The following is a 21,067-nucleotide window of genomic DNA, read 5'->3' on the forward strand; positions in this document are numbered from 1 at the left end:
ATGGAATCAGTGGGCCTTGATCTGAGATCGTGTCACTGTGGGACAATAGTGGGGCATCGTATGACTTTCACGATGCCCCTTTCTCTACCGTCGATGCATCATGACCAAACCCACACGCCGCCAGTTGGCCAACGCAATCCGTTTCCTTGCCGCTGATGCAGTACAAGCTGCTCATTCTGGGCACCCGGGCATGCCGATGGGAATGGCAGATATCGCTGAAGTTCTTTGGAACGATTTCCTACGCCATAACCCTAACAACCCGAACTGGTTTAACCGTGACCGCTTCATTCTTTCCAACGGTCACGGCTCGATGTTGCAATATGCATTGCTGCATTTAAGTGGCTATGACCTGCCGTTAGATGAACTCAAGCAATTCCGTCAGCTGCATAGCAAAACAGCTGGTCATCCTGAGCGTAGCGAGACCCCAGGGATTGAGACGACTACTGGGCCGCTTGGTCAGGGGTTTGCTAACGCAGTGGGTTTTGCCTTGGCCGAGAAACTTCTAGCGCAACGCTACAACCGTCCGGAACATCTCATTGTCGATCACCGCACCTGGGTGTTCATGGGCGACGGCTGTCTCATGGAAGGTATCTCACATGAAGCAGCCGCGCTGGCGGGTACCTGGAACTTAGGCAAATTGATTTGTTTCTGGGATGACAACAATATTTCTATTGATGGCAATACTGCGGGTTGGTTTACCGAAGACACTCCAGCACGATTCGAAGCCTATGGTTGGCATGTAATCCGCGATATTGATGGCCATGATGCGGAAAAAATCGCAACCGCAATCCAAGCCGCCGTTGCTCAAGAGAACAAGCCCTCATTGCTATGCTGCCGTACCGTGATCGGATTTGGCTCACCAAATAAAGCTGGTAAAGAATCTTCGCATGGTGCCCCACTAGGAGCGGAGGAACTGGAGGCCACGCGTAAGATGTTGGATTGGCCATACGGCCCGTTCGAGATTCCGTCCGAGATTTACGATGGTTGGCGTGCTAACGGCACAGGCATGCTACGTCAAGCTGAGTGGGAGCAGGCGTTCGACAACTATGCCCGACAGTATCCTAAGGAAGCAGCTGAATTAACCCGGCGCTCCCACGCTGAGTTACCTACTGATTTTCTCAGCCAATTGGATGCTTACATTGCCAAAGTTCACGCTGTGGGGCCCTGCATTGCTTCCCGTAAAGCATCGCAGATGGCGATTGAAGCATTTGCACCTTTACTTCCCGAGTTAATTGGTGGCTCGGCTGACTTGGCACATTCCAATCTAACGTTGTGGAAAGGGAGCCAAACAGTTGTTGGCGACGCCCCCAACGCCAACTATGCCTATTACGGCGTACGTGAGTTTGGGATGAGTGCCATCGCAAATGGACTTGCATTGCATGGCGGCTTTATCCCCTTCGACGCGACATTTCTAGTATTCAGTGATTACGCCCGCAACGCAGTGCGTATGAGTGCATTGATCCCAGCACATGTGATTCACGTTTACACACATGATTCAATCGGACTTGGCGAAGACGGTCCAACGCATCAGCCTGTTGAACACTTAGCCGCACTGCGCTATATCCCGAACAATGACGTGTGGCGTCCCTGTGACGCAGTTGAATCTGCAGTGGCATGGAAGGCGGCGATCACTCGCAATAACGGCCCGAGCTGTTTGGTGTTCAGCCGCCAAAACTTGCCGCACCAACCGCGCCATGATGCACAACTTGAGCAGATTGCACGCGGTGGCTATATCTTGGCTGACGCGGCGAGCAGCATCCCAGACATCATTTTGATCGCGACCGGCTCGGAAGTCAGCCTAGCGATCGAAGCGAAAAAGACACTTGATGCGATGCAGCTAAAAACACGCGTGGTCTCGATGCCATCGACCAATGTGTTTGAACGTCAGGACCCCACCTACCGTGAGTCGGTCCTCCCATCGAAAGTCCACAAGCGTGTTGCAATAGAAGCTGGCGTCACTGGTTTTTGGTGGCAATACGTAGGGTTACATGGTGCCGTGATTGGCCTGGACACCTTTGGTGCATCAGCCCCAGCGGATGTGTTGTACAAACATTTTAATATCACTGCAGAACACGTGGTCGAAGTCGCAAAGGCACTATGTGGAAGAGCTGAGACAACACTATCTCTTCCGTACTATCACCAAATGCCGCTCTCCGGTTAGCTTGGGGACTTGCAATCGGTGTACTGCTTCGACAACCCAATGGGGTGGCAACATGGCGATCTCCTCATGAGGATAGGCACCCTTCATCGCCAGCAACGTCCCCTCAGATTTGAGCAGATGCCCGCCAACCGTAACAATGCCGTTTAATGTATCCAAGGCACGTGCAGTGAGATGCTCATACATGAGAGCTTCGTCCAACGCCTCGGCACGCACCTCAGACACACCCACATTACTCAAACCAAGTTGACGCACCACCTCCCGTAGAAAGCGCGCCTTCTTGCCATTGCTTTCCACCAATGTCACCTGTAGAGACGGGCAACTAATCGCTAGCGGAATCCCAGGCAATCCCGGACCAGAGCCAAGGTCAGCAAGGCGGCCGACAGTCACATAACGCTGTATCGCCAACGAATCGAGCAAATGACGGACCACCATCTCCCGTGGATCACGGATCGCAGTTAAATTGTAGGTACGGTTCCAGCGTATGAGCAGTGTCAAATAGGCCAACAGCGGAACAACATAGGCACGGTCCAGTTCCAAGATATCCAGACCATATTCCAAGTCTGCTGTCACTTCTGGGGAAAGAGAAGAATCATTCATCGGTAAATTGGCTTCGTTTTAGAACATGCCCCAGTAAAAACATGGAGATCCTATATCGAGCACACGGAAAGAGATCATTGAGGAAGCTATGGATGACAGTGGCGCACCTTGCCGCTCCCATCTCCTGAAATACAGCTGGCTTCTCGCGATCGCATGTTATTCCGCTCCTGCAACAAGCGGATAATTTTCTAAATGCCTAGTGCAGCGCTGTTCGACATGGGCAATTCTACTCAATTGTGGCAAACGGACGCCAAGCCAATGCCGCACGATAGCCCGGTGCAGCCTGCCACTCATATATCCTCCACGCCATGGCTGCGCCCAATGCCGCATCACACTCCACCAACATCAGATGTCCCTCATCCTCAGCCAAATGTAAGCGGTGCAAACCAAACGCAATACCAGCACCGTGAGCCTTCAGAATGGCTTCTTTGGCACACCACAAGCGGAAGAACAACGCCTGCCGTGCTGGCTCATCCAATGTACCCAATACCGCCGTTTCGTTCGGATGGAAAAAACGCTGCGCCAGATCGAGCAAATGTGGCCGAAAGCGCTCACGTTCCAAATCCACGCCCAGACATCCCCTATAACCCAAGGCCAATAGCAAATAGTCGCCGCTATGACTCCAACTGATATCCCAGACTGACAAAGGTCCAGCAAAACGAGGACGGCCACGCACATCCCTGCCTAACGGCAGTGCCTCTGGATCCCACCCTAATGCCTTGCTGAAGACAAGCCGTGCCTGCGGCTCCCCCCGCTCACAACGCGTCCGCCCGCGCAGCCACAACCGTACATTGCCCCATTGCCAGTAACGCTCACACACCGTACTTACCGCACTTGCATGACATCAAAACGTGGTCGTTATTGCGTGAGATAACACACCTCCCATTGACGTTTTCGGGCGGTCTCTCAACACCGAACGCCTAAGGTGATGAAGACACCGCCAAAGCTAATTCAATCCACGCTGGAGCATGATCACTGGGTCGTTCCCAGCCTCTAGGCACGCGGTCGATTCCAGAAGCCACCGCCTGCGCGCGCAACGCCTCCGAAACAAGCGTGAGATCAATACGTAAGCCCCTATTGCGCCGGAAACTAGCTTGCCGGTAATCCCACCAACTGAATATCCCCGCATCCTGGTGATGCAAGCGAAAACCATCATGCAACCCCAGTCCTAACAGCTTATCCAGTGCCGCACGTTCCGTGGTCGAAGTGAGAATATGATCCTCATTCCATACCTGCGGATCGTAGACGTCCCGGGCATCAGGAGCAATATTGAAATCACCCAGAACCACAAGGCGGGGATAGCGTTGCAGCTCCTCGGCCAGCCAGTGGTACACCGCATCTAACCAGCTTAATTTGTAAGCGTACTTGTCTGTCCCAACCTCTTGACCATTAACCACGTATAGATTGACAACGCGTATCCCATCCACAGTTGCAGCGATCACCCGTCGCTGCACATCCTCGAACTCCGGGATACCGACTTGCACATCCTCCAACGCCACGCGTGCCAGAAGTGCGACACCGTTATACGTCTTCTGCCCCGCATACACACTGACATAGCCCAATGCCGCCAACGCTGCTTCTGGAAACTGATGGTCCTCCAACTTCGTTTCCTGAAGGCCAAGCACATCAGGCGCAGCCTCCACCAGCCACTGCTGCAACTGAGACAAACGTACATTGAGTGAATTAACGTTCCAACTTGCAATACGCATTTTCATATTAAAAAATTGATTTCATATAAAAACAGCCCACATCCCAGGTAATTCTTATCTACTTGGCCTACCTACAACCCTAGGCGCAGTAACCCTTACTGATCCCTCAATCCCCATGACCGACACGAAAAATTAACTTGTCTGGTATCTGCCCGATACCGCAATCATGATTGGTCTATGGATTACCCATCCTCATCATGGATATGCATCGTGCCAAACAACGTTGCAACAAGCCACATACACCACAGACTGGATACCGGTGATTGCCCAACAGCCTCCATTTTCCCTACAACTTTTCAAAATGCTTCCTTGTGGTAAGCCTGCCACACATCGCGCTCCCTTCAATCAGAGGCAAACCACGCGATGCACTGCGAGCATCGGACCAAGTCACTACATTTTCTTATGGACTCAATTCACGATTGCATCGCGTGGTTTTTAGGATCACCAACAATAGAGAAGATAGAAATCGTTACAAACCAATCTGCTCCCTATTCAACACTACGCTTTATTCAACAGGGGCAGTTCAATGAATACATCGACGGTTGCTTCAGAAAATGGAAAATAAAGCACGCTAATCCGGTTGCAACAGTCGTAGTGGTCTAAACTTGCCAGCGCCGATCTTTGCGCTGTTGCGCCACAGGTAATCACCATTCAGATTGATGTGCTCAGGTGCAGCTCCACGTTTTGCAGCCAGTAGCGTGCACTCAATGCGCCCTAGCTCACGCAGGACCACGGCCAGGCCGTTCTGACGCGGGTATCGGAGATGTAGGTATAGAGAACATCCACCCTGGGCTGCTGCCGTATTTCAGGTTGCTGCGGCCCGTGCTCTCGGCCTTGCGCCAGTGCGGAAGTTCTGGCCGTCCGATAATGACGGGGTGCCGTCGCCCCAGTGTTCGGCGAATGCATGCCGGAATTACGCGTTGACCAGATCGGCCAGCACCGCCCCATAGGTTTCGTTGCAAATGTGCCAAGCTTGCAGCCAAGCCAGTTTGGCGTAGATGGTGTCGGGGCAGGATTCTGCCATCTTGGTCTAGCCCAGCTTGATCACATCGGCCAGGATCGTGCTCAGCAGCAGGCTCTTGTCCTTGGCCTGGTCGCCCGATTTCAGGTGCGCGAAGTGAGGAGTGTGGCCACGGCCAGCGGCAATTCGCTGGCCTGCTTGAGGCTGGCGAATGTCGCGGGCGGCACCGGGTAGTCCTCAAAGTCATTGAATTGGTGCGAGCCTTGCACCCAGATGTTGCCGCAGCGCAGCGAATTCAGTTATGACAGCGCGCACAGCTCCTAGTAACCTCAGTCAAAGCCTGTGTCGGTTATCACCAGCTTCGGCCAGCGCGGCTTGATAAACCCGGTCGACGCATCGGCGGGCATCTTGCGCGCGTTGTCGCTGTTCATACCGTGCAGCACGTCGATGACGTCGAGCACATCCTTGGCGGCAGGTGCAGCCCACAGCTTGAGCACGTCGAGGAATTTCGGCGCGTCGCGTCGCTCTCGCCGATGCGGTGTAGAAAATCGAAATCTTCCGGTTACGCGAGCCGCTGCGCCTTGGTGACGCTCTCGACAAAGGCATCCCAGGACAATGACGGTCCTTGATGGCGGCAAACGGATCGCGGCCTGCTTGCTTAACATTGATCCGCGCCTGGTCAATGCGGCCGCACAGACGCACCTTGACGTTGATCACCTTACCGGACACCTGGAACTACTGCTGATGCTTGTTCTTGGGGGCGTTGAACAACTTGCCCAGGATGCGGTCGTGCAGATCGATGATTTCGTCAGTGACAGTGGCCATGCCCCAGGGTTGCATAGCAACGCTGCGGCTCGAACTTCGCCAGATCAGCAAGCGTCATCTGGCAACCCTCGCTGGCAATTTTCAACAACCGGTTCTGATGGAGCTGCCGCTCAATGCCAGTCGGCAGGTCGAGTGTCTGCCATGCCTTGAGGCGTTCGATGTGTTCCAGCATGTGCCGCGAAGCCAGGTCATCTTGCCGTTGTCGCAGCGTTTGAGTAGATCGTCAAGGCGCTGACGATGCACCTCCGCCAGCGGTTCGGCCAATGTTTCGTAGATGCGCCGGTTCGCGCGGATGATTGCCTCGGCGCTTGCCCGCTCAACTGCCGCCGCAAGTGTTCGATCAAGATACTGCTCAGCACGATGCCCTTGTTGGTCTGCCTGGTCAGCTCGGTCAGCAACTGGACGGCCTGTCGGTAGTGGCTCCTCGTGAATGGCTGGAAGCCGAAGCGAATCCCCAGGTGCTGATGTACAAGCTGAGATCGAACGGGAAGTGAACCCCAAGGTAGATGCGTGCCCAAGCAATGGGAATACCTAACAAGGTCAACCCGGTGCCTGCGATTCGCGGACCTCTTTGCAGCGCGAGGCTAAAAGCAATTGCCTAGCACAGGGTCAGGTGATCGCTTGGGAATGAGGAATAGGCCGAGCAATCCCGATGCGGTTGCGACAAGCATCGTCTTGCAGGTGTTCTCACTGTCGCGTAGCCAGCCGATGCCGATCAGGAGTGGCACCGTCCAAATGAACCACTCGCCAAGGGAAATAGGCACCATCAATGTCAGGGCGCCGGGATGCTCCGGGGCATTGATGGAGAGAAAAAGAATTTGGTTGAGTGATTCCATTTCCACGTCATAGACCCAGATCTGCTCCGAGTTCTCGTGCCCGGCGCGTGATGCCTTGCCGTTGGCGTGTTGTTCGGCAACGATGACGGCCTGAGTGATCACAATCTTGGCCTTGTTGATCGCCAAGGGGGCGTTTTCCATGCCGCTATTGGTGGCGTAGGCGACCATGCCGGTTGCGGCGATGGCGATGGCGATGGCGATGGGGATGGGGATGGGGATGGGGATGGGGATGGGGATGGGGAGAAGCTATGCAGGCAGACTTAGCTCGTACTTAGCCAGAGCCGTCGCCGCTGGAAATAGCGAGCAAGGCTTAGTGTGCTTTATTTTCCGTTTTCTGAGAGGACACCAAGATGACCGATGGGTTCGTATCAATGTTGCCTTCATCGGATGGCAAAGCAATCATGTTGTATCAAGAGGGAAGGGCAGGGATATGTGTTGTCGGTGGTAATGCCTACGGCACCGTACTAGTTAATACCAGAATCCAATAGGATTTCGACCTCGATTTTATCGATCTGATGCAGCACTCTTAAAATCTAGGCCGATATCAAGGATGGGGGCGCTATGAGTGATCCAGCCGACAGAGATCAGATCGACACCAGAAGCGGCAATGTTGATCGCTGTTTCTGGAGTAATGCGTCCAGATGCTTCGGTGATCGCTCGCCCTGCAACAATGTTCACCGCCTCTCGCAATTCGGAGGGCTGCATATTGTCAAGTAAGACCGCGTCTACTCCTATTTCCATCGCTTCATGTAGCTGTTCAAGAGTATCGACCTCAATCTCAATGTTCACCAGATGACCGGCCATGGCTTTTGCATGGCGCAGTGCTTCGCGGACACTGCCTGCAATTGCGATATGGTTGTCCTTGATCAACATCGCATCGTACAGAGCAAATCGATGGTTCATGCCACCACCGGCCCGGACTGCATATTTTTGTAAGGTACGTATTCCCGGGAGCGTTTTACGTGTGCAGACAACGATTGTTTTTGTTCCTGCAATGGCTGTAGCGATCGATGCAGTCGCTGTTGCAATGCCTGAGAGATGGCTCAGAAAATTGAGTGCTGTACGTTCGGCAGTGAGCAATGCCCGTGAGCAACCGGTGATGGTAGCAATCACATCGCCCGGTTCTACTTTCATGCCATCATGCACATGCCGCATCATGACAAGTTCGGCATCAATGAGCTGGAATGCCAGCTCGGCCATATCCAATCCCGCGATGACTCCCGCCTGACGCGCCACGATGATCACTGTGGAACGATGTTTTTCAGGGATAACTGCGGCTGAGGTAATGTCGCCTGCAAGTCCTAAATCTTCTGCAAGCGCATGGCGTACCATCGGTTCAATGATGATACGTGGAAGAGAAACGAGGTTCATGTCAGGAGATCTTTTCTTTGCGTTGTGCAATACGGGAGTGGGCGATTTCAAGAACATCCTCAAGTGTCATGTTGCGCCGCTGTGTTGTGTCATGTTTGAGAGGGAAATCGGTGCGTGCATGGGCACCGCGTGATTCGGTGCGAAGATGTGCAAAGATGGCGATCAGCAATGCAACGATGGCGGGATCTGAAGATTCTTCTTCGCCTTCCACAAAAGGCAAGAGGGCAGCAATAGCACGATGCATATCCGCGGCATGGCGAAGTACGCCAAGGCACTGAGAGACAATCGGCCGGATCAGTGTGGTATCAGGCTTTTTAGGGGTGATAGGGATTGTTCCGAGGGGGTGGGGTGTGTTGTGGGATGTGATATCTCGGGCTGCACGTGTCCCCATGACGACGGCCTCAAGCAGTGAATTGCTCGCAAGCCGATTTGCTCCATGTAAGCCTGTAGACGCTGCTTCACCCGCAACCCATAAGCCAGGAATGCTGCTGCGGCCTTGGCGATCGGTTGCGATACCGCCCATGTGGTAATGAGCAGCGGGACAGACTGGAATCGGCATGTGTACAGGGTCAATACCTACTTTGTGGCAGAGTGCGGTGATGGTTGGAAAGCGGGTGCTGAAGCGTGCTCCCAATGCTTGCCTGGCATCGAGAAATACTTGGCCGCCGCGGGTTATTTCGGCGCTGATTGCCTGTGCAACGATGTTACGAGCTGCAAGTTCGGCACCAGGAATATCCGCCATAAAGCGTTCGCCACGTTCGTTAATGAGGACTGCACCTTCACCACGGACAGCTTCACTGACGAGCGCCAGCGGGCGGTTGTGGCAATGGAGGGCCGTCGGATGGAACTGTACGAATTCCATATCAGCCAGCACGGCGCCAGCACGTGCAGCCATCGCGATACCTTGACCAAAGTTGTTCACTGGGTTGGTAGTCGCATCATAAAGCCCGCCAATGCCGCCTGTTGCTAGAAGAATTCTTGACGAAGGCAACACAATCTCGGATGTCGGGTTGGCAAGCAGCAAGCCACAGACCACGTTATCAGCCATCAGAATGTGTCGTGCTTCGAGGCCCTCAAGCACGGTGATTGAGGGATCGTTGAGAACACACGCAGTCAATGCTTGGACAATCGCTGTACCCGATCTATCGCCCCCAACATGCACGATACGGCGACGGGAATGGGCTGCTTCCAGTCCAAGCGCCAGATGGCCGTTGCTATCTTGGTCGAAGTGGATGCCAAAGTGTTGTAGGACATGAAAAGCGTCAAGCGCTTCCAAGATGATGCTCTCTGCAGCGACTGCATCACACAGACCATCGCCAGCCGCCAAGGTGTCGGCAAGATGCAGGCTGGGGTTGTCATCTGGGCTAAGGCTGACCGACATTCCTCCCTGAGCCCATGCGCTTGATGTTTCTGCGCCCAAGGCGCTGCGCGTGACAAGCACTGAGGGTTCAGGAGAAATGGTCAGTGCTGCGATCAGACCAGCAAGCCCGCTACCAACGATGATGGGGCGGTCTGCAAAACAGTCCACTATCTTAGCCATCTTGCTCGTTGGTCATATCGCCAACATCCTTTCAACGGCGCGTCGTGCGGGGTCTGCAATTTTTGCATCTACCGTGACTTCGTGACGGTTTTCTTCCAAGGCGGTTCGGATATTGGCAAGCGTGATCCGTTTCATGTGCGGGCAAAGATTGCAGGAGCTGATGAACTCAACATCTGGATGATGGACGGCGATGTTATCGCTCATTGAGCATTCTGTGAGAAGTACGACTCGCTTGGGCTGCTTAGTAGTGACATAGTCGGACATCGCTGCTGTGGAGCCTGCAAAATCTGCTGCTGCCACCACATCCGGCGGACATTCGGGATGGGCGAGTACGGTGACACCTGGATGATTTTCGCGAAGCTGCAAGATATCGCTGGCTGAGAAAAGTTCATGGACTTCGCAATGGCCATGCCATGAAATGATCTGGACTTCCGTTTCTTTGGCAACATTGCGTGCTAAATATTCGTCTGGAATCATCAGAACTTTGGGAACACCAAGTGCTTCCACCACCTTTTTGGCATTACCTGAGGTGCAGCAGATATCTGAAGCCGCTTTTACGGCTGCTGAAGTATTCACATAGGTGACAATAGGAATGCCAGGATGCGCCTGACGTAATAAGGCTACGTCTTCCGGTGTAATCGACTCCGCTAAAGAGCAACCTGCCTCCCTATCGGGGATCAATACGGTTTTTTCTGGATTCAGCAGTTTTGCGGTCTCTGCCATGAAATGCACTCCGGCAAGGACGATCACATCGGCATCGACATCAATTGCTTTACGGGCTAATGCGAGGCTGTCACCCACAATGTCGGCAACACCATGAAAGATCTCTGGAGTTTGGTAATTATGCGCAAGAATGACAGCGTTTCGTTTGCGTTTGAGTTCGAAGATCGCCTCAATGTCATTGTCAAACTTTATACGCGCTGCTTCTGAGGCGAAACAGTCGCCGCATTTATCGATACACGAAGATAAAACGGCGTGGTTCACTACGATCTCCCTTATGCTAATTTCACGCATATTATGCGCTTCTTCCAAGAAGTCGATATGACTTGCTTCTGACGTTATGTATGCATCAACGTGAGGCTAATGCTAAGCAGCAGTGCTTTAGAGCACCCAGACATGAGTAAGTCAGTATTTTATGAAATGGATATTTATAATTTCAGATAAGTATTATTTTTTCGAATTAATTCCAGGGAACACAAGTTATTTCGTATTTTCTATTATTGCTTTTACCGTATCTATCACGGGTGATGACTCGCATTGTCTCCGTAATGAGGAAGAAAGCGCAAACAGGGGTAGAAAAGATGTTACGTGAAGTCAGGTTAGGCACCAACGCGGCCTGATACTATGATCGGCCGCCTGGTGATTGCATGTCTGACTCAGGATGAAAGTCCGAGTTTGCTTGAAGATAGAGCAATCATTCTGTGTTGTTCAGTGTTAATGCTGGGGATTAATGATTCGCTTATGTTGATCCTTTTTTGCCACTTCGAATAAATGGTTGACCTCATTCCAGTTCACAACTGTCCACCAAGCGTTCAGATAATCAGCACGTTTGTACTTGTACTTGAGATAGTACGCATGCTCCCAAACATCTAAGGCTAGCAATGGCTGACCGCGTACCTCTACCACATCCATCAGTGGGTTATCCTGATTGGGTGTTGATGTGATCTGCAGTCCGCTACTGGTCAATATCATCCAAGCCCAGCCCGAGCCGAAACGACCTGTTGCGGCTTTGTTGAAGCGCTCCTTGAAAGCGTCTAGTGAACCAAAGTCCTTTTTAATTTGTGCTTCCAGCGCTGCCGATGGTTTCCCTCCCTTGCCAACCGGAGCCATCATCTTCCAGAACTCGCTGTGATTCCAGTGGCCGCCGGCGTTGTTTCGTACCACTGGCGGCAACGTGGATGCGATGGCCAGAAGTTGCTCCAGCGTTTTTCCGGAGAGTGTCGGTATATCCTTGATTGCAGCATTGAGGTTATCTACGTAGGCCTTGTGATGGAAGTCGTGATGTAACGTCATGGTCTGCGTATCAATCGCCGGCTCCAGCGCGCTGACAGCGTAGGGGAGTGGCGGTAGTGTGAACGGCGCGGTTTGTGGTTGTGTCGAAGCAAAAGATGGGGACGAAGCAAGCAATGCAGCAATCAAGCAGAGTGTTAAGTGACCTTGTCTCAAAAAAAACATGCTATCTCTCCAAAGATCATCTGGTTGCGATGGAGTACAGAATCTAACACCCTGTCAAGCAAAATACAGATGAAAACAAAATATGTGATCATTTTCACGCATTTCTTTCGATTCAGATTGTTCTGCAGATGCTTCCTGGCTATTGAATCCCTGAGCGTGCCAGGAACGACTTTACGATATGATTATAATATCTTTAGAATAATTAGCTTTATCTATTTTTTTAAAGCTATTAAAAAATAGATTTTTATATTTATATCTCAGAAGGTGTCGATTATGTCACGTGAACAAGCATTTGAAATGCTGATTAAAATTTTGTGTAAGACAGATTCTACTGACGATATGAAACTCATTTTGGAGTGCATTCTAACTAGGAGCGAAATGGAGGACCTCATTGACCGTATTCGTATCTATAATGAGCTTCTAAACACTAGCAACTCACAACGTGAAGTTGCCAGTAAACTAGGAGTAAGCATTACAAAGATAACAAGAGGAGCAGCCAATCTTCAGGATAATAATATAAAAGATTTTCTTAGAAAAAAAATAAGCTACTAACTTATCGGTTTGAGGTGATACAACATTGGTAAGTTAATGACGATACGTGATGCTGCTCATGAGTTTTTAAGATAATTTATCTTAAGTCTATAAATAAAGACTTTTGTACGTTAATTTTTTATAATTAGACTTAAGAATTTGTAGAGAAAAAATCAGCATAAGGATTAATAATATTCCAAAAATTCAGTTACTAAGCATACGCAGGAGCCTCCATGAACAATCCTACCCTGAGCCTATAGGAAATTGAAATCATTCGGTTGAGCGTTTCTTCAAGAGCTTCAAGAGCTTCAAGAGCTTCAAGAGCTTCAAGAGCTTCAATATCCTCTGATGCCTGACCAAGCATACCCATGAATAGGACGGGGAAACCTGACCCAGCAAGGATCATTTTATTAAGCATGATGTTAAGGACGATCTGAGAGTAAACCGCAGTGTGTCCGTAACGACGACCAATAACAATTACTGACGCTACCTTGTCCTTTAATGGTCTTCCCATTGTACGAAAATACCCATAACCAGATCGCTCCAAAAATGCTTTAAAGCAACTGTTAGTACCGTACGCATGCATCACCGGCATATAAATGATGCCATCTGCCTCAATCATCTGTTTAATGATATATTCCATATCATCATTTAGGGAGCATTTCTTGTTAGAACAATTATTATCAGCATCGCATAACTCTATACGTTTTTCTGCCAGAAAAATGAAGGAAACGATTGCTCGGCAATTGATATATTGCTTTATTAGCCCACAGACTTGTCTACTAATTCCATTACGTCGATTAGATCCTACTAGGATGCAAATTTTCATTTTGTGTACCTTGAGGAGTTTGTATGCCGCTCACCTAGCCAGGTTGCGGTAAACATTATCTGAAATCAAATTATGATAAGTTCTTTATGTTTAGCACTAGTAAGACTATATTCATGAGCCACCTGTTCGAGTATCTGACCAGTCAAATAGAGCGTAGTCACAGCAGTGTTGATAATTTCCTCTTCCTCGTCTTTTGTAAGTTCACTAAATGAAATAGCTTCATTAACTTCATCAGAGTGTTTAGAATCAATTTATGAATGTGCAACTAAAAAACTCATATTATTTTCAGTTAGGTTGAGGTCATTAGAAAATTTTCTAAGTAACGGATCAATATGACCGTAACAATTTTCAGCCCAATAACTATATCCAAGCCTAGCCACCGCCCCTTTATCGAGCGCAACTTTATATAAATATGAAATCAGAGCTTGAGTTGCAGGTAAAGGACGATGATTCTCAAATCCTTCATTATACAAATTTATGCTTTTCAGGTCATGAACTATCATTTGCTCATGCCCTAACTCCTCTAATGCATGTTTATAGACGAAACGTAACAACCTGCGATTTTCTGGAGCAGTACTATAGGCTGCAGCCGCTTGGTTCACTGAATTATGACGGGTATAATGGTATATTTGTTCCATCATCAATTGGTAGAGTCTTGGATCAACAGGTTCAGAAATTATTTTTTCCAGAAAGTGCCATTCTTAATATGTTGCCACTCACGAGAAACTGAATTCTCAAGCTGTTTTTTAAAATTCGGCATATTATAACCCCTTCAGATTAATGCTGATTAGTGAATATTCTTTTTCTGGCATTTCTTTACTTTGCAGATTGTCATGTATCATTGTTGCTCCTACTTGACGATATAGGGGAACCATATGTGGTAAACACAGCGCTATTAATTCAGAATGAGTTGTATTGCGTGAGTCCCAATGGAAGCAATATTGCAATGATTCATACATAATTTTCTTTCCGCGTGCTCGCTCTTCAATAACAAGTCTGTTGACCTCTAAAGTTTCAAGCGGTACAGAAATAAATCTTAACAGATCTAGTTGTCTTTCTCCCATAGTTATTCCATGCCCTAAAGGTGTTAAACGAACTCCCCCAACCAATTGATCTTCATAATAAAAATAAAAAGAATAAGAGCAATCCTCCCTAATAGACTCCCAATATTCAAAATCATTTCCGTTAGCGGGATTTATACCAATATAATTCTCGCGCCACTTTTTTATTATCTCGAACTCTTGAGTGTTGTCATATACACTTTGAACAACTATATTCATAAGGAGTTAAGTCTTTCCATTAATTGCCCAGTACTTAATTCAACCTCAGGCTCTAAATTTCCATTTATCTGACGTGTATCTACTAAACGTGCAGCTTTCCATTTAATCCAACCACCAAGGTTAACATGGTCAGACAAATCTTCTACAATCATCACGGTACTCTGACAACCTAAGTACTCTAAAATATTTTTTGTTTTTTTATTATTAATAATTGTCGCTCTTGTGGAGATAAATTAGGTATCTCTAATTTGGCAACTATTGAATCTTTATTATTATTGGAACGAGTGAGCAAAATTTGGTAACCAAGACAACCACGTATGCTTTTTTATAAGACTAGACTCTATTTGAGCTGCATTAAAATGTTTTCCATTTAATTCGATAGAGTCACTTACACGTCCCACCACATCTATTGTATATTTTTCAAAAAATGGTTTATTAGCTACACTCTTAATTGACACAATATCACCAGTGCGATAACGGATGAGTGGTTTAAGACCATGAGTGGTTTAAGACCATCAACTAAACAAGTCACAACTAGTTCACCCTCACCAGTCTCACCAAGATATTTATCGGTGTTTGGTTCAACTAACTCGAAGATATAGTTAGGTAAATGTGGACGTAACAAACCACTTGGTGTTGAAGATGCAATGACAAAGGCTTCTTGAGAGCCGTACAGGCTATTGTAAATCTTTGCATTCCATAAATTTTCCAGATTTTCAGCTAGCTCCGGTGTACATAATTCACCGCTCAGCATAAAGACTTTAACGTGAAAATCTTTTTTCGGGTCTAACCCACGTTTCATTGCTTCCTTTGCCAAAGTCATTACCTGTCCAGGTGAAGTAGCAATAATCTCTACCTTGAGGTCTCGTATGAGGCTCAGGCATTTGTCAAAACCTATCACAGGGGAGCCTGGCCAGATCTTAGCGTGACAGATGCCAATGTTTAAAGCGATAGAACCCAATGTATCGCTGAATGAATGGATTTCAGTTGGGCCGAGAATACCTAGAATTGGTTTATGATCGGTAGGGAAAATCTCTTTAAGTATATCTTCATAGGCATATTATAGTTGGAGATTACTTGCATAGCTTTCTTTTTGATCACGTGGACAAGGTGTCGCTACGCCCGTAGTTCCTGTAGTTTCGTAGTAGTATAGGCCATCATTCAGAGAGCCGGAAAGAATCTGCTGCATCTGTTCACGTAGATGATTCTTAGTTGTGAATGGTAATTTATGTAATATATTCAATGTGAGCTTTGATGGTTCTATATCACGTAAATGATCACGATAAAAAGGAGAGTTTTCTTTTACATGTGCAATAACAATTTTGAGTTGTTCTTCTTTCCACTTTTGAAGAGTTTTTTCTGTCAGCGTTAGGTCACGATAAGCTGTAGTAATAGGGTCATAACGCTTTTGAAATGCGTTCAATTTTTCACGATTAGTGTAGTTCTTCATATTTGCATCCTTTCTTATTAAAAGTATAAGTAGTAATAAAGTTCTTTATCAAATCCAAGCCACATTCGGTAGCAATGCTTTCCGGATGAAATTGTACTGATTCGATTGGCAAACTCTGATGTCGTAACCCCATAATGTAATTATCGTCTATTGAGTAAGACGTCACGGCCATATGACTTGGAATATCTTTGTTTGCGACAATGATTGAGTGATAACGCATGACTTTCAACGTTCTACTATTTAAGGAGACATAACAACCTTGACCATCGTGTTTGATCAGACTTGTTTTGCCGTGCATCAGATTTTTAGCATATTCTATAATGCACCCATAATATAGGCCAATCGCTTGATGGCCCAAACATACTCCAAGCACAGGTAATCGTCCTGAATTTTTATTTAGGATGATATCGTAACCTGATTGTGATGGATGTCCTGGTCCTGGTCCTAGTACGATTATGTCGCTATAAAGTGGGTCAATAAGTGCTAACAATCCTGGATCATCTTTTCTCAATACAGTGACTTTGCAACCGAGCTGCTCAAAATATGAGACCAAGATATGAACAAAACTGTCATAAGCATCTACGACGATGACTCGATATGGCATGAAATTTCTTCCCCAGTAATTGCTTTAAACATAGATCCCATTTTGTGAAGTGTTTCTAAGTACTCAGACTGTTCTTGAGAGTCGGAAACAATCCCTGCAGATGCGCGCAAGGTATAGACTTGGTTTTTTAAGACAGTAGAGTGGATACAAAGTGCAGTATTGATATAGTTGGATCCAATGCCTAGGATGCCGAGCGCACCGGCATATTTACCGCGCTGGCTATCCTCAAGCTCTGAGATGATTTCCATGGCCCGAACCTTCGGTGCTCCAGTCATGGTTCCCGCTGGAAACGATGCGATCATCACATCGTATTTGTCGAGTCCTTGTTTTAACATTGCTTTGGTTGTCGAAACCATATGATATACATGCGAGTATTCTTCAATCTCCAATACGCCTGAAACTTTGAGTGATTCTGGAGTACAGACGCGATATATATCATTACGACATAAATCAACTAATATCATGTGCTCAGCAACTTCCTTGTTGTCAGCTTGCAAATGTTGTGTTGCATGATGAAGAGTGCGTCCCTCTCTTTTTCCTAATGTGCCAGCAATCGGACGCATGAGAATTTCTTCATCCGTACTGATGCGCAAAAATAACTCAGGGCTGGCGCCAATGACTGTCTGACCGTTTATACTAAATAAATACATTTAGGGTGAAGGATTTAATATCCGTAATCGCCGATAGACATCAAGTGGTGTGGTCTCTGCTTTTACTTGGATCTTCTGTCCTATTTGTACTTGGTAAATATCTCCGACAGTAACATGGTGTAATGCTTTTCTTACTTTATCAAGGTAGTCATGACGTGTTGTTTCTTGTATTACTTCAAAATCAATACTTTTATCTTGTACTTGTTCAACATCAGTCATGCATGTGATTGCATCAATAATATTCGCAACGTAAAAATCCTCAACACCAGGGAAAGAATAGGTGATAAGTTCAGCCTTGTTTTGTTCAATTACTAATTGTGATTGGTAAAGTATTAAAGTTATATCATGGTCATCTTGATCGTTGAGTTCAGTTTCTGGAATTGTTTCTATGTAATGGATGGTTTCATAAGAAAAGCAGGAGAAAGCCATAATTCCGCATTGATGCGTCGGTACTTGAGAAAAGTTTTTCTCAAATTCCTTTAGGAATTGCCATACCATCTTTTTATCGACGAGTTGATAGACGGACAGTGATTAGGATTGCTGTGTATTGATATCGTCTTATTTTTTACATTAACAGTAATTATCGGGTTTATGCCTACCATCGAAACTCGAGAGTCAACCGAATTTATCCCCAAAGACTCTAAAAGCATCAATTGATCGCTATCAAAATTTTTTAACAGTTTTCGATAGATTAAAAAGGCATTTTCTCTTAGATCACTTCCATCTAGAGGTACATCTGTAGTAGTTGTTAGTATTTTAATCATGGTTAAAGAATAAATTGATCATAATGATATTGTGTAACGGTACATCAGTATGACATGTTAATTCAACTACCCAAACTAATTTTCTTCATGGGGTGGTCGATCTACCCAAGCTGTTCGTTAGAAGCCAAAGGAATTGCTAAGCTCGTGTTGCAGATGGCAGGCGAGGACGATAAGGAGAAGCGCGAATGTGCATTCTGTTTACGGTTGGTGGTGCGAGCATTCTCGATAATGCTGATCAACTTCATCTTCTGTGTCTTAGAACAGCACGCTCCTACTTCACTATGGATAGCAGAAAGCACCTAAAGCATGCCGTACAATGCTGCGACTCTGTGTTCAGGTTTTTATTTGTTAGATGCAATTGATCGACATCGGCGCCAATCTTACCCACGAGTCATTTGATTACGATCGCGATGCAGTGTTACAGCGTGCCTATGAGGCAGGTGTAGTGCAGATGGTAGTGACCGGGAGCAATCGCACACATTCATCTCTTGCGTTGCTATTAGCGCAGCGTCATCCTGGCTTGCTATATGCCACTGCGGGGGTACATCCGCACTGTGCTGCTGAATATACCGATGAATGCGACGCAGAATTACGGATGCTGCATACACATAAGGAAGTAGTGGCAGTTGGCGAGTGCGGTTTGGATTACTTCCGAGATTTTTGTCCGTATCGGACCCAACAACACGCGTTTGAGCGGCAATTGCAATTGGCTAGTGAGAATGGGAAGCCGTTGTTTTTACATCAACGTGAAGCGCATAACGATTTTATGGCGATCATGCGTGGCTTTGAGGGTCGTCTCGGCCCGGTTGTTGTGCATTGCTTTACTGGCACGCATGAGGAGCTGTTCGATTACCTAGATCATGATTGGTACATTGGTATTACTGGCTGGCTATGCGATGAGCGCCGTGGCATGCATCTGCGGGAATTGGTGCGCCATATTCCAGAAAAACGCTTGATGATCGAGACGGATGCACCTTATTTGCTTCCACGTACATTACGACCGTTGCCTAAGGATCGCCGTAATGAGCCGGCGTTTCTCCCTCATATCGTTACCGAACTAGCGCGCAACCGTGGGGAAGATGTGGTTACCTGCGCCGCTCGTAGTACAGTCGCCGCACGTGAATTCTTCAGTCTTCCGGAAGCCGGTTCCGGTTCATGAGGATGAGCCTAGGCCACGTTCTCGAATACAACATTCAAGTTCTGCATCAGGTCGTCGGTTTTTATTCGCGTTTACTGAATGCTGCAATGTTCCTGTTCCTGTTCCTGTTCCTGTTCCTGTTCCGGATCCCATCGCTGTTTCTGAATGCTGGTATCTCTTTGTCAAGCTGAAATACTCCAGCATGAAAACGGACCCGACCATCCGGTTACTGCGGCCTTGCTAGTTGCGGGATAACTTGGAACGCTTGGGTAACTGTGCCTTCAGAAAGGCCATTTGGTCGGCCAGAATATTACGGTTAGACAAGATCAGGTGTTCGATCCAGCTCGGGCGGTATGGCACTGCCAATAATCGCATACCTGCTTGCTGTGGGGTACGGTTAGCTTTGAGTGAATTACAATGAAAGCAGGCGGTGACCACGTTTTCCCATGTATCTAAGCCACCTTTGGAAATCGGAATAACGTGGTCGCGCGTCAGCTGGAACCTGCTGAATTGCTGACCGCAATACAGGCATAGATGGTCATCACGGGCGAACAGGGCTTGGTTGGTCAGTGCTGGGGTTGGAACCGGTACGTACGTACGTGCGTGACCGCGTGAAGCAATGATTGGATGCAACGCGATCACGCTGCGTTTACCAGTCAAACGCGAAATGCCACCGTGGATTGACAGGCATGGATCCCCAAGAGTCCAAGACACAGCATTGCGCACGTACAAACAAGCAGCGTCTTGCCAACTGATCCAGTCGAGTACACGGCCATAAGCATCTAGTGAAAGGAAACGCATTGAAGCACTACTGGGAGATTGCAATAGGGGAGAAACACTTAGCACAGTAACTATAGTTAAGCTCTGCGTCGATCAGCGCGTATAGTCTGAATGTCTGGCTGCATAAGGAGAACTATGCTTCTACTCGATTAGTGGCAGTTTATGTATCTCTTACGGCATTTTTGCTATCGGATTTTTTTAATTTCATTCATGTCATGATTAGCGAGGTGTCAGCAGGGCAGGGGCTTATTTTAGATTCTTGAGACGCCCAACGGCGTCGCTTGGATCATCACAGAGATGATCAATAAGTGCGCAATAGATTTGATTTACTCAGCTTGTCATTATTCCAGCTATCAAACCTTCTAAAGCTTTAGCGAAGCACACCAGGCAGGCCGGGGGCCATGTTGAGCATGTTGCGCGTATCAATCTCGAACTCACGTGGCTTGTTGCTGCCTTCCAATGTTGCCCATACCTTGCCCTTCAGCCTGTAGGGAAGCGAATGGTTACCAGCTAGAGCATCAGCGACGGCAATCTTCCCTAGAGCGCTTGGCTGCAGCTGAATGCTAGTCACATCCACGCTTTCTGGACCAATCAATAAGCTGATTTTTACATCCAAAGTACCAGCCACTTGGCTGCCCGTTTCCAGTGACAGCATCGCACGTTGGAAGTGCATGGGGACATTGCTGTAATTTTGTAGGCGTAGATCTATCGACCAGATGTCTTTCTTGTCTACGCTCAACTGTTGGATGTTAACAGTGGGTTCGGAAATACGACGCACCGGCCCACATCCGGCCAGGAGTAGTGCGCACAGCATGCTTACGATCAGATTAATGGCAAAGCGCATGATATTAATTCCTAGGGAGTAA

24 protein-coding genes and 1 pseudogene are annotated in these 21,067 nt (G+C 47.8%); 5 read left to right on the plus strand and 20 right to left on the minus strand.

The window, feature by feature from the left end; translation table 11 throughout:
* Positions 1 to 100 precede the first annotated feature (100 nt).
* Positions 101 to 2,161 carry a transketolase gene (gene tkt / locus F7G16_RS08080; protein WP_004572864.1) on the plus strand — a complete coding sequence of 687 codons (2,061 nt, stop codon included), beginning with the start codon at positions 101 to 103 and terminating at the stop codon, positions 2,159 to 2,161.
* Here the strand turns inward: tkt and rsmG are convergent.
* The 5 genes and pseudogenes from rsmG to F7G16_RS08105 form a co-directional block, all read right to left on the minus strand.
* Positions 2,120 to 2,758: a 16S rRNA (guanine(527)-N(7))-methyltransferase RsmG gene (gene rsmG / locus F7G16_RS08085; protein WP_004572865.1), complete on the minus strand. Its 639-nt coding sequence runs from the start codon at positions 2,756 to 2,758 to the stop codon at positions 2,120 to 2,122. The two genes, tkt and rsmG, sit on opposite strands and share 42 nt — an antisense overlap.
* 226 nt (positions 2,759 to 2,984) lie before the next feature.
* Positions 2,985 to 3,578, minus strand: coding sequence for a 4'-phosphopantetheinyl transferase family protein (locus F7G16_RS08090; RefSeq protein ID WP_004572866.1), 594 nt, complete (start codon positions 3,576 to 3,578; stop codon positions 2,985 to 2,987).
* Between the two features lie 100 nt (positions 3,579 to 3,678).
* Positions 3,679 to 4,467 carry an exodeoxyribonuclease III gene (xth, locus tag F7G16_RS08095; protein WP_011097821.1) on the minus strand — a complete coding sequence of 263 codons (789 nt, stop codon included), beginning with the start codon at positions 4,465 to 4,467 and terminating at the stop codon, positions 3,679 to 3,681.
* A gap of 916 nt (positions 4,468 to 5,383) precedes the next feature.
* Positions 5,384 to 6,753 (minus strand): annotated as a pseudogene (locus tag F7G16_RS08100) (Tn3 family transposase); the annotation flags it as partial.
* 84 nt (positions 6,754 to 6,837) lie between these two features.
* Positions 6,838 to 7,257 (minus strand): phosphatase PAP2 family protein, encoded by a 420-nt coding sequence (locus F7G16_RS08105; protein ID WP_012382560.1) that lies wholly within the window; start codon positions 7,255 to 7,257, stop codon positions 6,838 to 6,840.
* Positions 7,258 to 7,439: 182 nt separating this feature from the next.
* Here F7G16_RS08105 and F7G16_RS11950 point away from each other — a divergent pair, with 182 nt between their 5' ends.
* On the plus strand, positions 7,440 to 7,577 hold the full coding sequence (locus F7G16_RS11950) for a hypothetical protein (protein WP_155561256.1): 138 nt from the start codon (positions 7,440 to 7,442) through the stop codon (positions 7,575 to 7,577).
* A 16-nt stretch (positions 7,578 to 7,593) separates the two neighbouring features.
* On the opposite strand, the gene nadC is transcribed toward F7G16_RS11950, so the two are convergent.
* The 4 genes from nadC to F7G16_RS08135 form a co-directional block, all read right to left on the minus strand.
* A complete protein-coding gene (nadC, locus tag F7G16_RS08120; RefSeq protein WP_004572874.1) occupies positions 7,594 to 8,460 on the minus strand; it encodes a carboxylating nicotinate-nucleotide diphosphorylase in 867 nt (288 codons plus the stop codon).
* 1 nt (position 8,461) lies between these two features.
* Entirely contained in the window at positions 8,462 to 10,000 is a 1,539-nt protein-coding gene (locus F7G16_RS08125) for an L-aspartate oxidase (protein WP_004572875.1), read from the minus strand.
* A gap of 12 nt (positions 10,001 to 10,012) precedes the next feature.
* A complete protein-coding gene (nadA, locus tag F7G16_RS08130; RefSeq protein WP_004572876.1) occupies positions 10,013 to 11,014 on the minus strand; it encodes a quinolinate synthase NadA in 1,002 nt (333 codons plus the stop codon).
* Positions 11,015 to 11,434: 420 nt separating this feature from the next.
* Positions 11,435 to 12,175 (minus strand): superoxide dismutase, encoded by a 741-nt coding sequence (locus F7G16_RS08135; protein ID WP_004572877.1) that lies wholly within the window; start codon positions 12,173 to 12,175, stop codon positions 11,435 to 11,437.
* 273 nt (positions 12,176 to 12,448) lie between these two features.
* On the opposite strand from F7G16_RS08135, the gene trpR reads away from it, so the two are divergent.
* A complete protein-coding gene (trpR, locus tag F7G16_RS08140; RefSeq protein WP_004572878.1) occupies positions 12,449 to 12,727 on the plus strand; it encodes a trp operon repressor in 279 nt (92 codons plus the stop codon).
* A 190-nt stretch (positions 12,728 to 12,917) separates the two neighbouring features.
* Here the strand turns inward: trpR and F7G16_RS08145 are convergent, their stop codons facing one another.
* The 9 genes from F7G16_RS08145 to F7G16_RS12800 all read right to left on the minus strand — a co-directional run bounded on the left by F7G16_RS08145 (position 12,918) and on the right by F7G16_RS12800 (position 18,017).
* Positions 12,918 to 13,535, minus strand: a complete 618-nt coding sequence (locus F7G16_RS08145) for a flavodoxin family protein (protein WP_038232890.1) — start codon at positions 13,533 to 13,535, stop codon at positions 12,918 to 12,920.
* Between the two features lie 251 nt (positions 13,536 to 13,786).
* The gene (locus F7G16_RS12260) at positions 13,787 to 14,137 is read right to left on the minus strand and encodes an iron-containing redox enzyme family protein (RefSeq protein ID WP_228762620.1); all 351 of its coding nucleotides are present in this window, start codon (positions 14,135 to 14,137) and stop codon (positions 13,787 to 13,789) included.
* Positions 14,138 to 14,296: 159 nt separating this feature from the next.
* Entirely contained in the window at positions 14,297 to 14,815 is a 519-nt protein-coding gene (locus F7G16_RS08155) for a GNAT family N-acetyltransferase (protein WP_011097827.1), read from the minus strand.
* Positions 14,812 to 14,967, minus strand: a complete 156-nt coding sequence (locus tag F7G16_RS12265) for a hypothetical protein (RefSeq protein WP_157291836.1) — start codon at positions 14,965 to 14,967, stop codon at positions 14,812 to 14,814. The genes F7G16_RS08155 and F7G16_RS12265 overlap by 4 nt, the downstream gene beginning before the upstream one ends.
* A 287-nt stretch (positions 14,968 to 15,254) precedes the next feature.
* Positions 15,255 to 15,716, minus strand: a complete 462-nt coding sequence (locus tag F7G16_RS12270) for an AMP-binding protein (protein ID WP_330848576.1) — start codon at positions 15,714 to 15,716, stop codon at positions 15,255 to 15,257.
* A gap of 159 nt (positions 15,717 to 15,875) precedes the next feature.
* Entirely contained in the window at positions 15,876 to 16,265 is a 390-nt protein-coding gene (locus F7G16_RS12275; RefSeq protein ID WP_004572883.1) for a phenylacetate--CoA ligase family protein, read from the minus strand.
* Positions 16,249 to 16,869: an anthranilate synthase component II gene (locus F7G16_RS08165; protein ID WP_004572884.1), complete on the minus strand. Its 621-nt coding sequence runs from the start codon at positions 16,867 to 16,869 to the stop codon at positions 16,249 to 16,251. Before F7G16_RS08165 ends, F7G16_RS12275 begins: the two co-directional genes overlap by 17 nt.
* Positions 16,845 to 17,519 carry a chorismate-binding protein gene (locus F7G16_RS12795; RefSeq protein ID WP_004572885.1) on the minus strand — a complete coding sequence of 225 codons (675 nt, stop codon included), beginning with the start codon at positions 17,517 to 17,519 and terminating at the stop codon, positions 16,845 to 16,847. Before F7G16_RS12795 ends, F7G16_RS08165 begins: the two co-directional genes overlap by 25 nt.
* Positions 17,520 to 18,017: a glutamine amidotransferase gene (locus tag F7G16_RS12800; RefSeq protein ID WP_004572886.1), complete on the minus strand. Its 498-nt coding sequence runs from the start codon at positions 18,015 to 18,017 to the stop codon at positions 17,520 to 17,522.
* Positions 18,018 to 18,635: 618 nt separating this feature from the next.
* Here F7G16_RS12800 and F7G16_RS08185 point away from each other — a divergent pair.
* Positions 18,636 to 19,442, plus strand: a complete 807-nt coding sequence (locus F7G16_RS08185) for a TatD family hydrolase (protein ID WP_004572888.1) — start codon at positions 18,636 to 18,638, stop codon at positions 19,440 to 19,442.
* Positions 19,439 to 19,612: a hypothetical protein gene (locus F7G16_RS08190; RefSeq protein WP_161594829.1), complete on the plus strand. Its 174-nt coding sequence runs from the start codon at positions 19,439 to 19,441 to the stop codon at positions 19,610 to 19,612. Before F7G16_RS08185 ends, F7G16_RS08190 begins: the two co-directional genes overlap by 4 nt.
* A gap of 49 nt (positions 19,613 to 19,661) precedes the next feature.
* On the opposite strand, the gene F7G16_RS08195 is transcribed toward F7G16_RS08190, so the two are convergent.
* Positions 19,662 to 20,222 (minus strand): HNH endonuclease, encoded by a 561-nt coding sequence (locus F7G16_RS08195; protein WP_004572889.1) that lies wholly within the window; start codon positions 20,220 to 20,222, stop codon positions 19,662 to 19,664.
* A 349-nt stretch (positions 20,223 to 20,571) separates the two neighbouring features.
* Complete coding sequence (locus F7G16_RS08200; protein WP_004572890.1) at positions 20,572 to 21,045, minus strand: LEA/WHy family protein; 474 nt, start codon at positions 21,043 to 21,045, stop codon at positions 20,572 to 20,574.
* Between the last annotated feature and the right edge of the window lie 22 nt (positions 21,046 to 21,067).

It is taken from the genome of Xylella fastidiosa (assembly GCF_011801475.1).
GTDB lineage: Bacteria > Pseudomonadota > Gammaproteobacteria > Xanthomonadales > Xanthomonadaceae > Xylella > Xylella fastidiosa.

Bases quoted from the DNA above. Each gene is read 5' to 3' on its own strand.
- F7G16_RS08105 (WP_012382560.1), bottom strand. From the start codon at position 7,257: ATGGTCGCCTACGCCACCAATAGCGGCATGGAAAACGCCCCCTTGGCG.
- F7G16_RS08165 (WP_004572884.1), bottom strand. From the start codon at position 16,869: ATGCCATATCGAGTCATCGTCGTAGATGCTTATGACAGTTTTGTTCAT.
- F7G16_RS12795 (WP_004572885.1), bottom strand. From the start codon at position 17,519: ATGTATTTATTTAGTATAAACGGTCAGACAGTCATTGGCGCCAGCCCT.
- F7G16_RS12265 (WP_157291836.1), bottom strand. From the start codon at position 14,967: ATGATTGTAGAAGATTTGTCTGACCATGTTAACCTTGGTGGTTGGATT.
- F7G16_RS08195 (WP_004572889.1), bottom strand. From the start codon at position 20,222: ATGCGTTTCCTTTCACTAGATGCTTATGGCCGTGTACTCGACTGGATC.
- F7G16_RS08125 (WP_004572875.1), bottom strand. From the start codon at position 10,000: ATGGCTAAGATAGTGGACTGTTTTGCAGACCGCCCCATCATCGTTGGT.
- F7G16_RS08185 (WP_004572888.1), top strand. From the start codon at position 18,636: ATGCAATTGATCGACATCGGCGCCAATCTTACCCACGAGTCATTTGAT.
- nadC (WP_004572874.1), bottom strand. From the start codon at position 8,460: ATGAACCTCGTTTCTCTTCCACGTATCATCATTGAACCGATGGTACGC.
- F7G16_RS08145 (WP_038232890.1), bottom strand. From the start codon at position 13,535: ATGAAAATTTGCATCCTAGTAGGATCTAATCGACGTAATGGAATTAGT.
- trpR (WP_004572878.1), top strand. From the start codon at position 12,449: ATGTCACGTGAACAAGCATTTGAAATGCTGATTAAAATTTTGTGTAAG.
- F7G16_RS11950 (WP_155561256.1), top strand. From the start codon at position 7,440: ATGACCGATGGGTTCGTATCAATGTTGCCTTCATCGGATGGCAAAGCA.
- F7G16_RS12275 (WP_004572883.1), bottom strand. From the start codon at position 16,265: ATGAAGAACTACACTAATCGTGAAAAATTGAACGCATTTCAAAAGCGT.
- xth (WP_011097821.1), bottom strand. From the start codon at position 4,467: ATGCGTATTGCAAGTTGGAACGTTAATTCACTCAATGTACGTTTGTCT.
- F7G16_RS08200 (WP_004572890.1), bottom strand. From the start codon at position 21,045: ATGCGCTTTGCCATTAATCTGATCGTAAGCATGCTGTGCGCACTACTC.
- tkt (WP_004572864.1), top strand. From the start codon at position 101: ATGACCAAACCCACACGCCGCCAGTTGGCCAACGCAATCCGTTTCCTT.
- F7G16_RS08190 (WP_161594829.1), top strand. From the start codon at position 19,439: ATGAGGATGAGCCTAGGCCACGTTCTCGAATACAACATTCAAGTTCTG.
- F7G16_RS12800 (WP_004572886.1), bottom strand. From the start codon at position 18,017: ATGGTATGGCAATTCCTAAAGGAATTTGAGAAAAACTTTTCTCAAGTA.
- nadA (WP_004572876.1), bottom strand. From the start codon at position 11,014: ATGCGTGAAATTAGCATAAGGGAGATCGTAGTGAACCACGCCGTTTTA.
- rsmG (WP_004572865.1), bottom strand. From the start codon at position 2,758: ATGAATGATTCTTCTCTTTCCCCAGAAGTGACAGCAGACTTGGAATAT.
- F7G16_RS08155 (WP_011097827.1), bottom strand. From the start codon at position 14,815: ATGAATATAGTTGTTCAAAGTGTATATGACAACACTCAAGAGTTCGAG.
- F7G16_RS08135 (WP_004572877.1), bottom strand. From the start codon at position 12,175: ATGTTTTTTTTGAGACAAGGTCACTTAACACTCTGCTTGATTGCTGCA.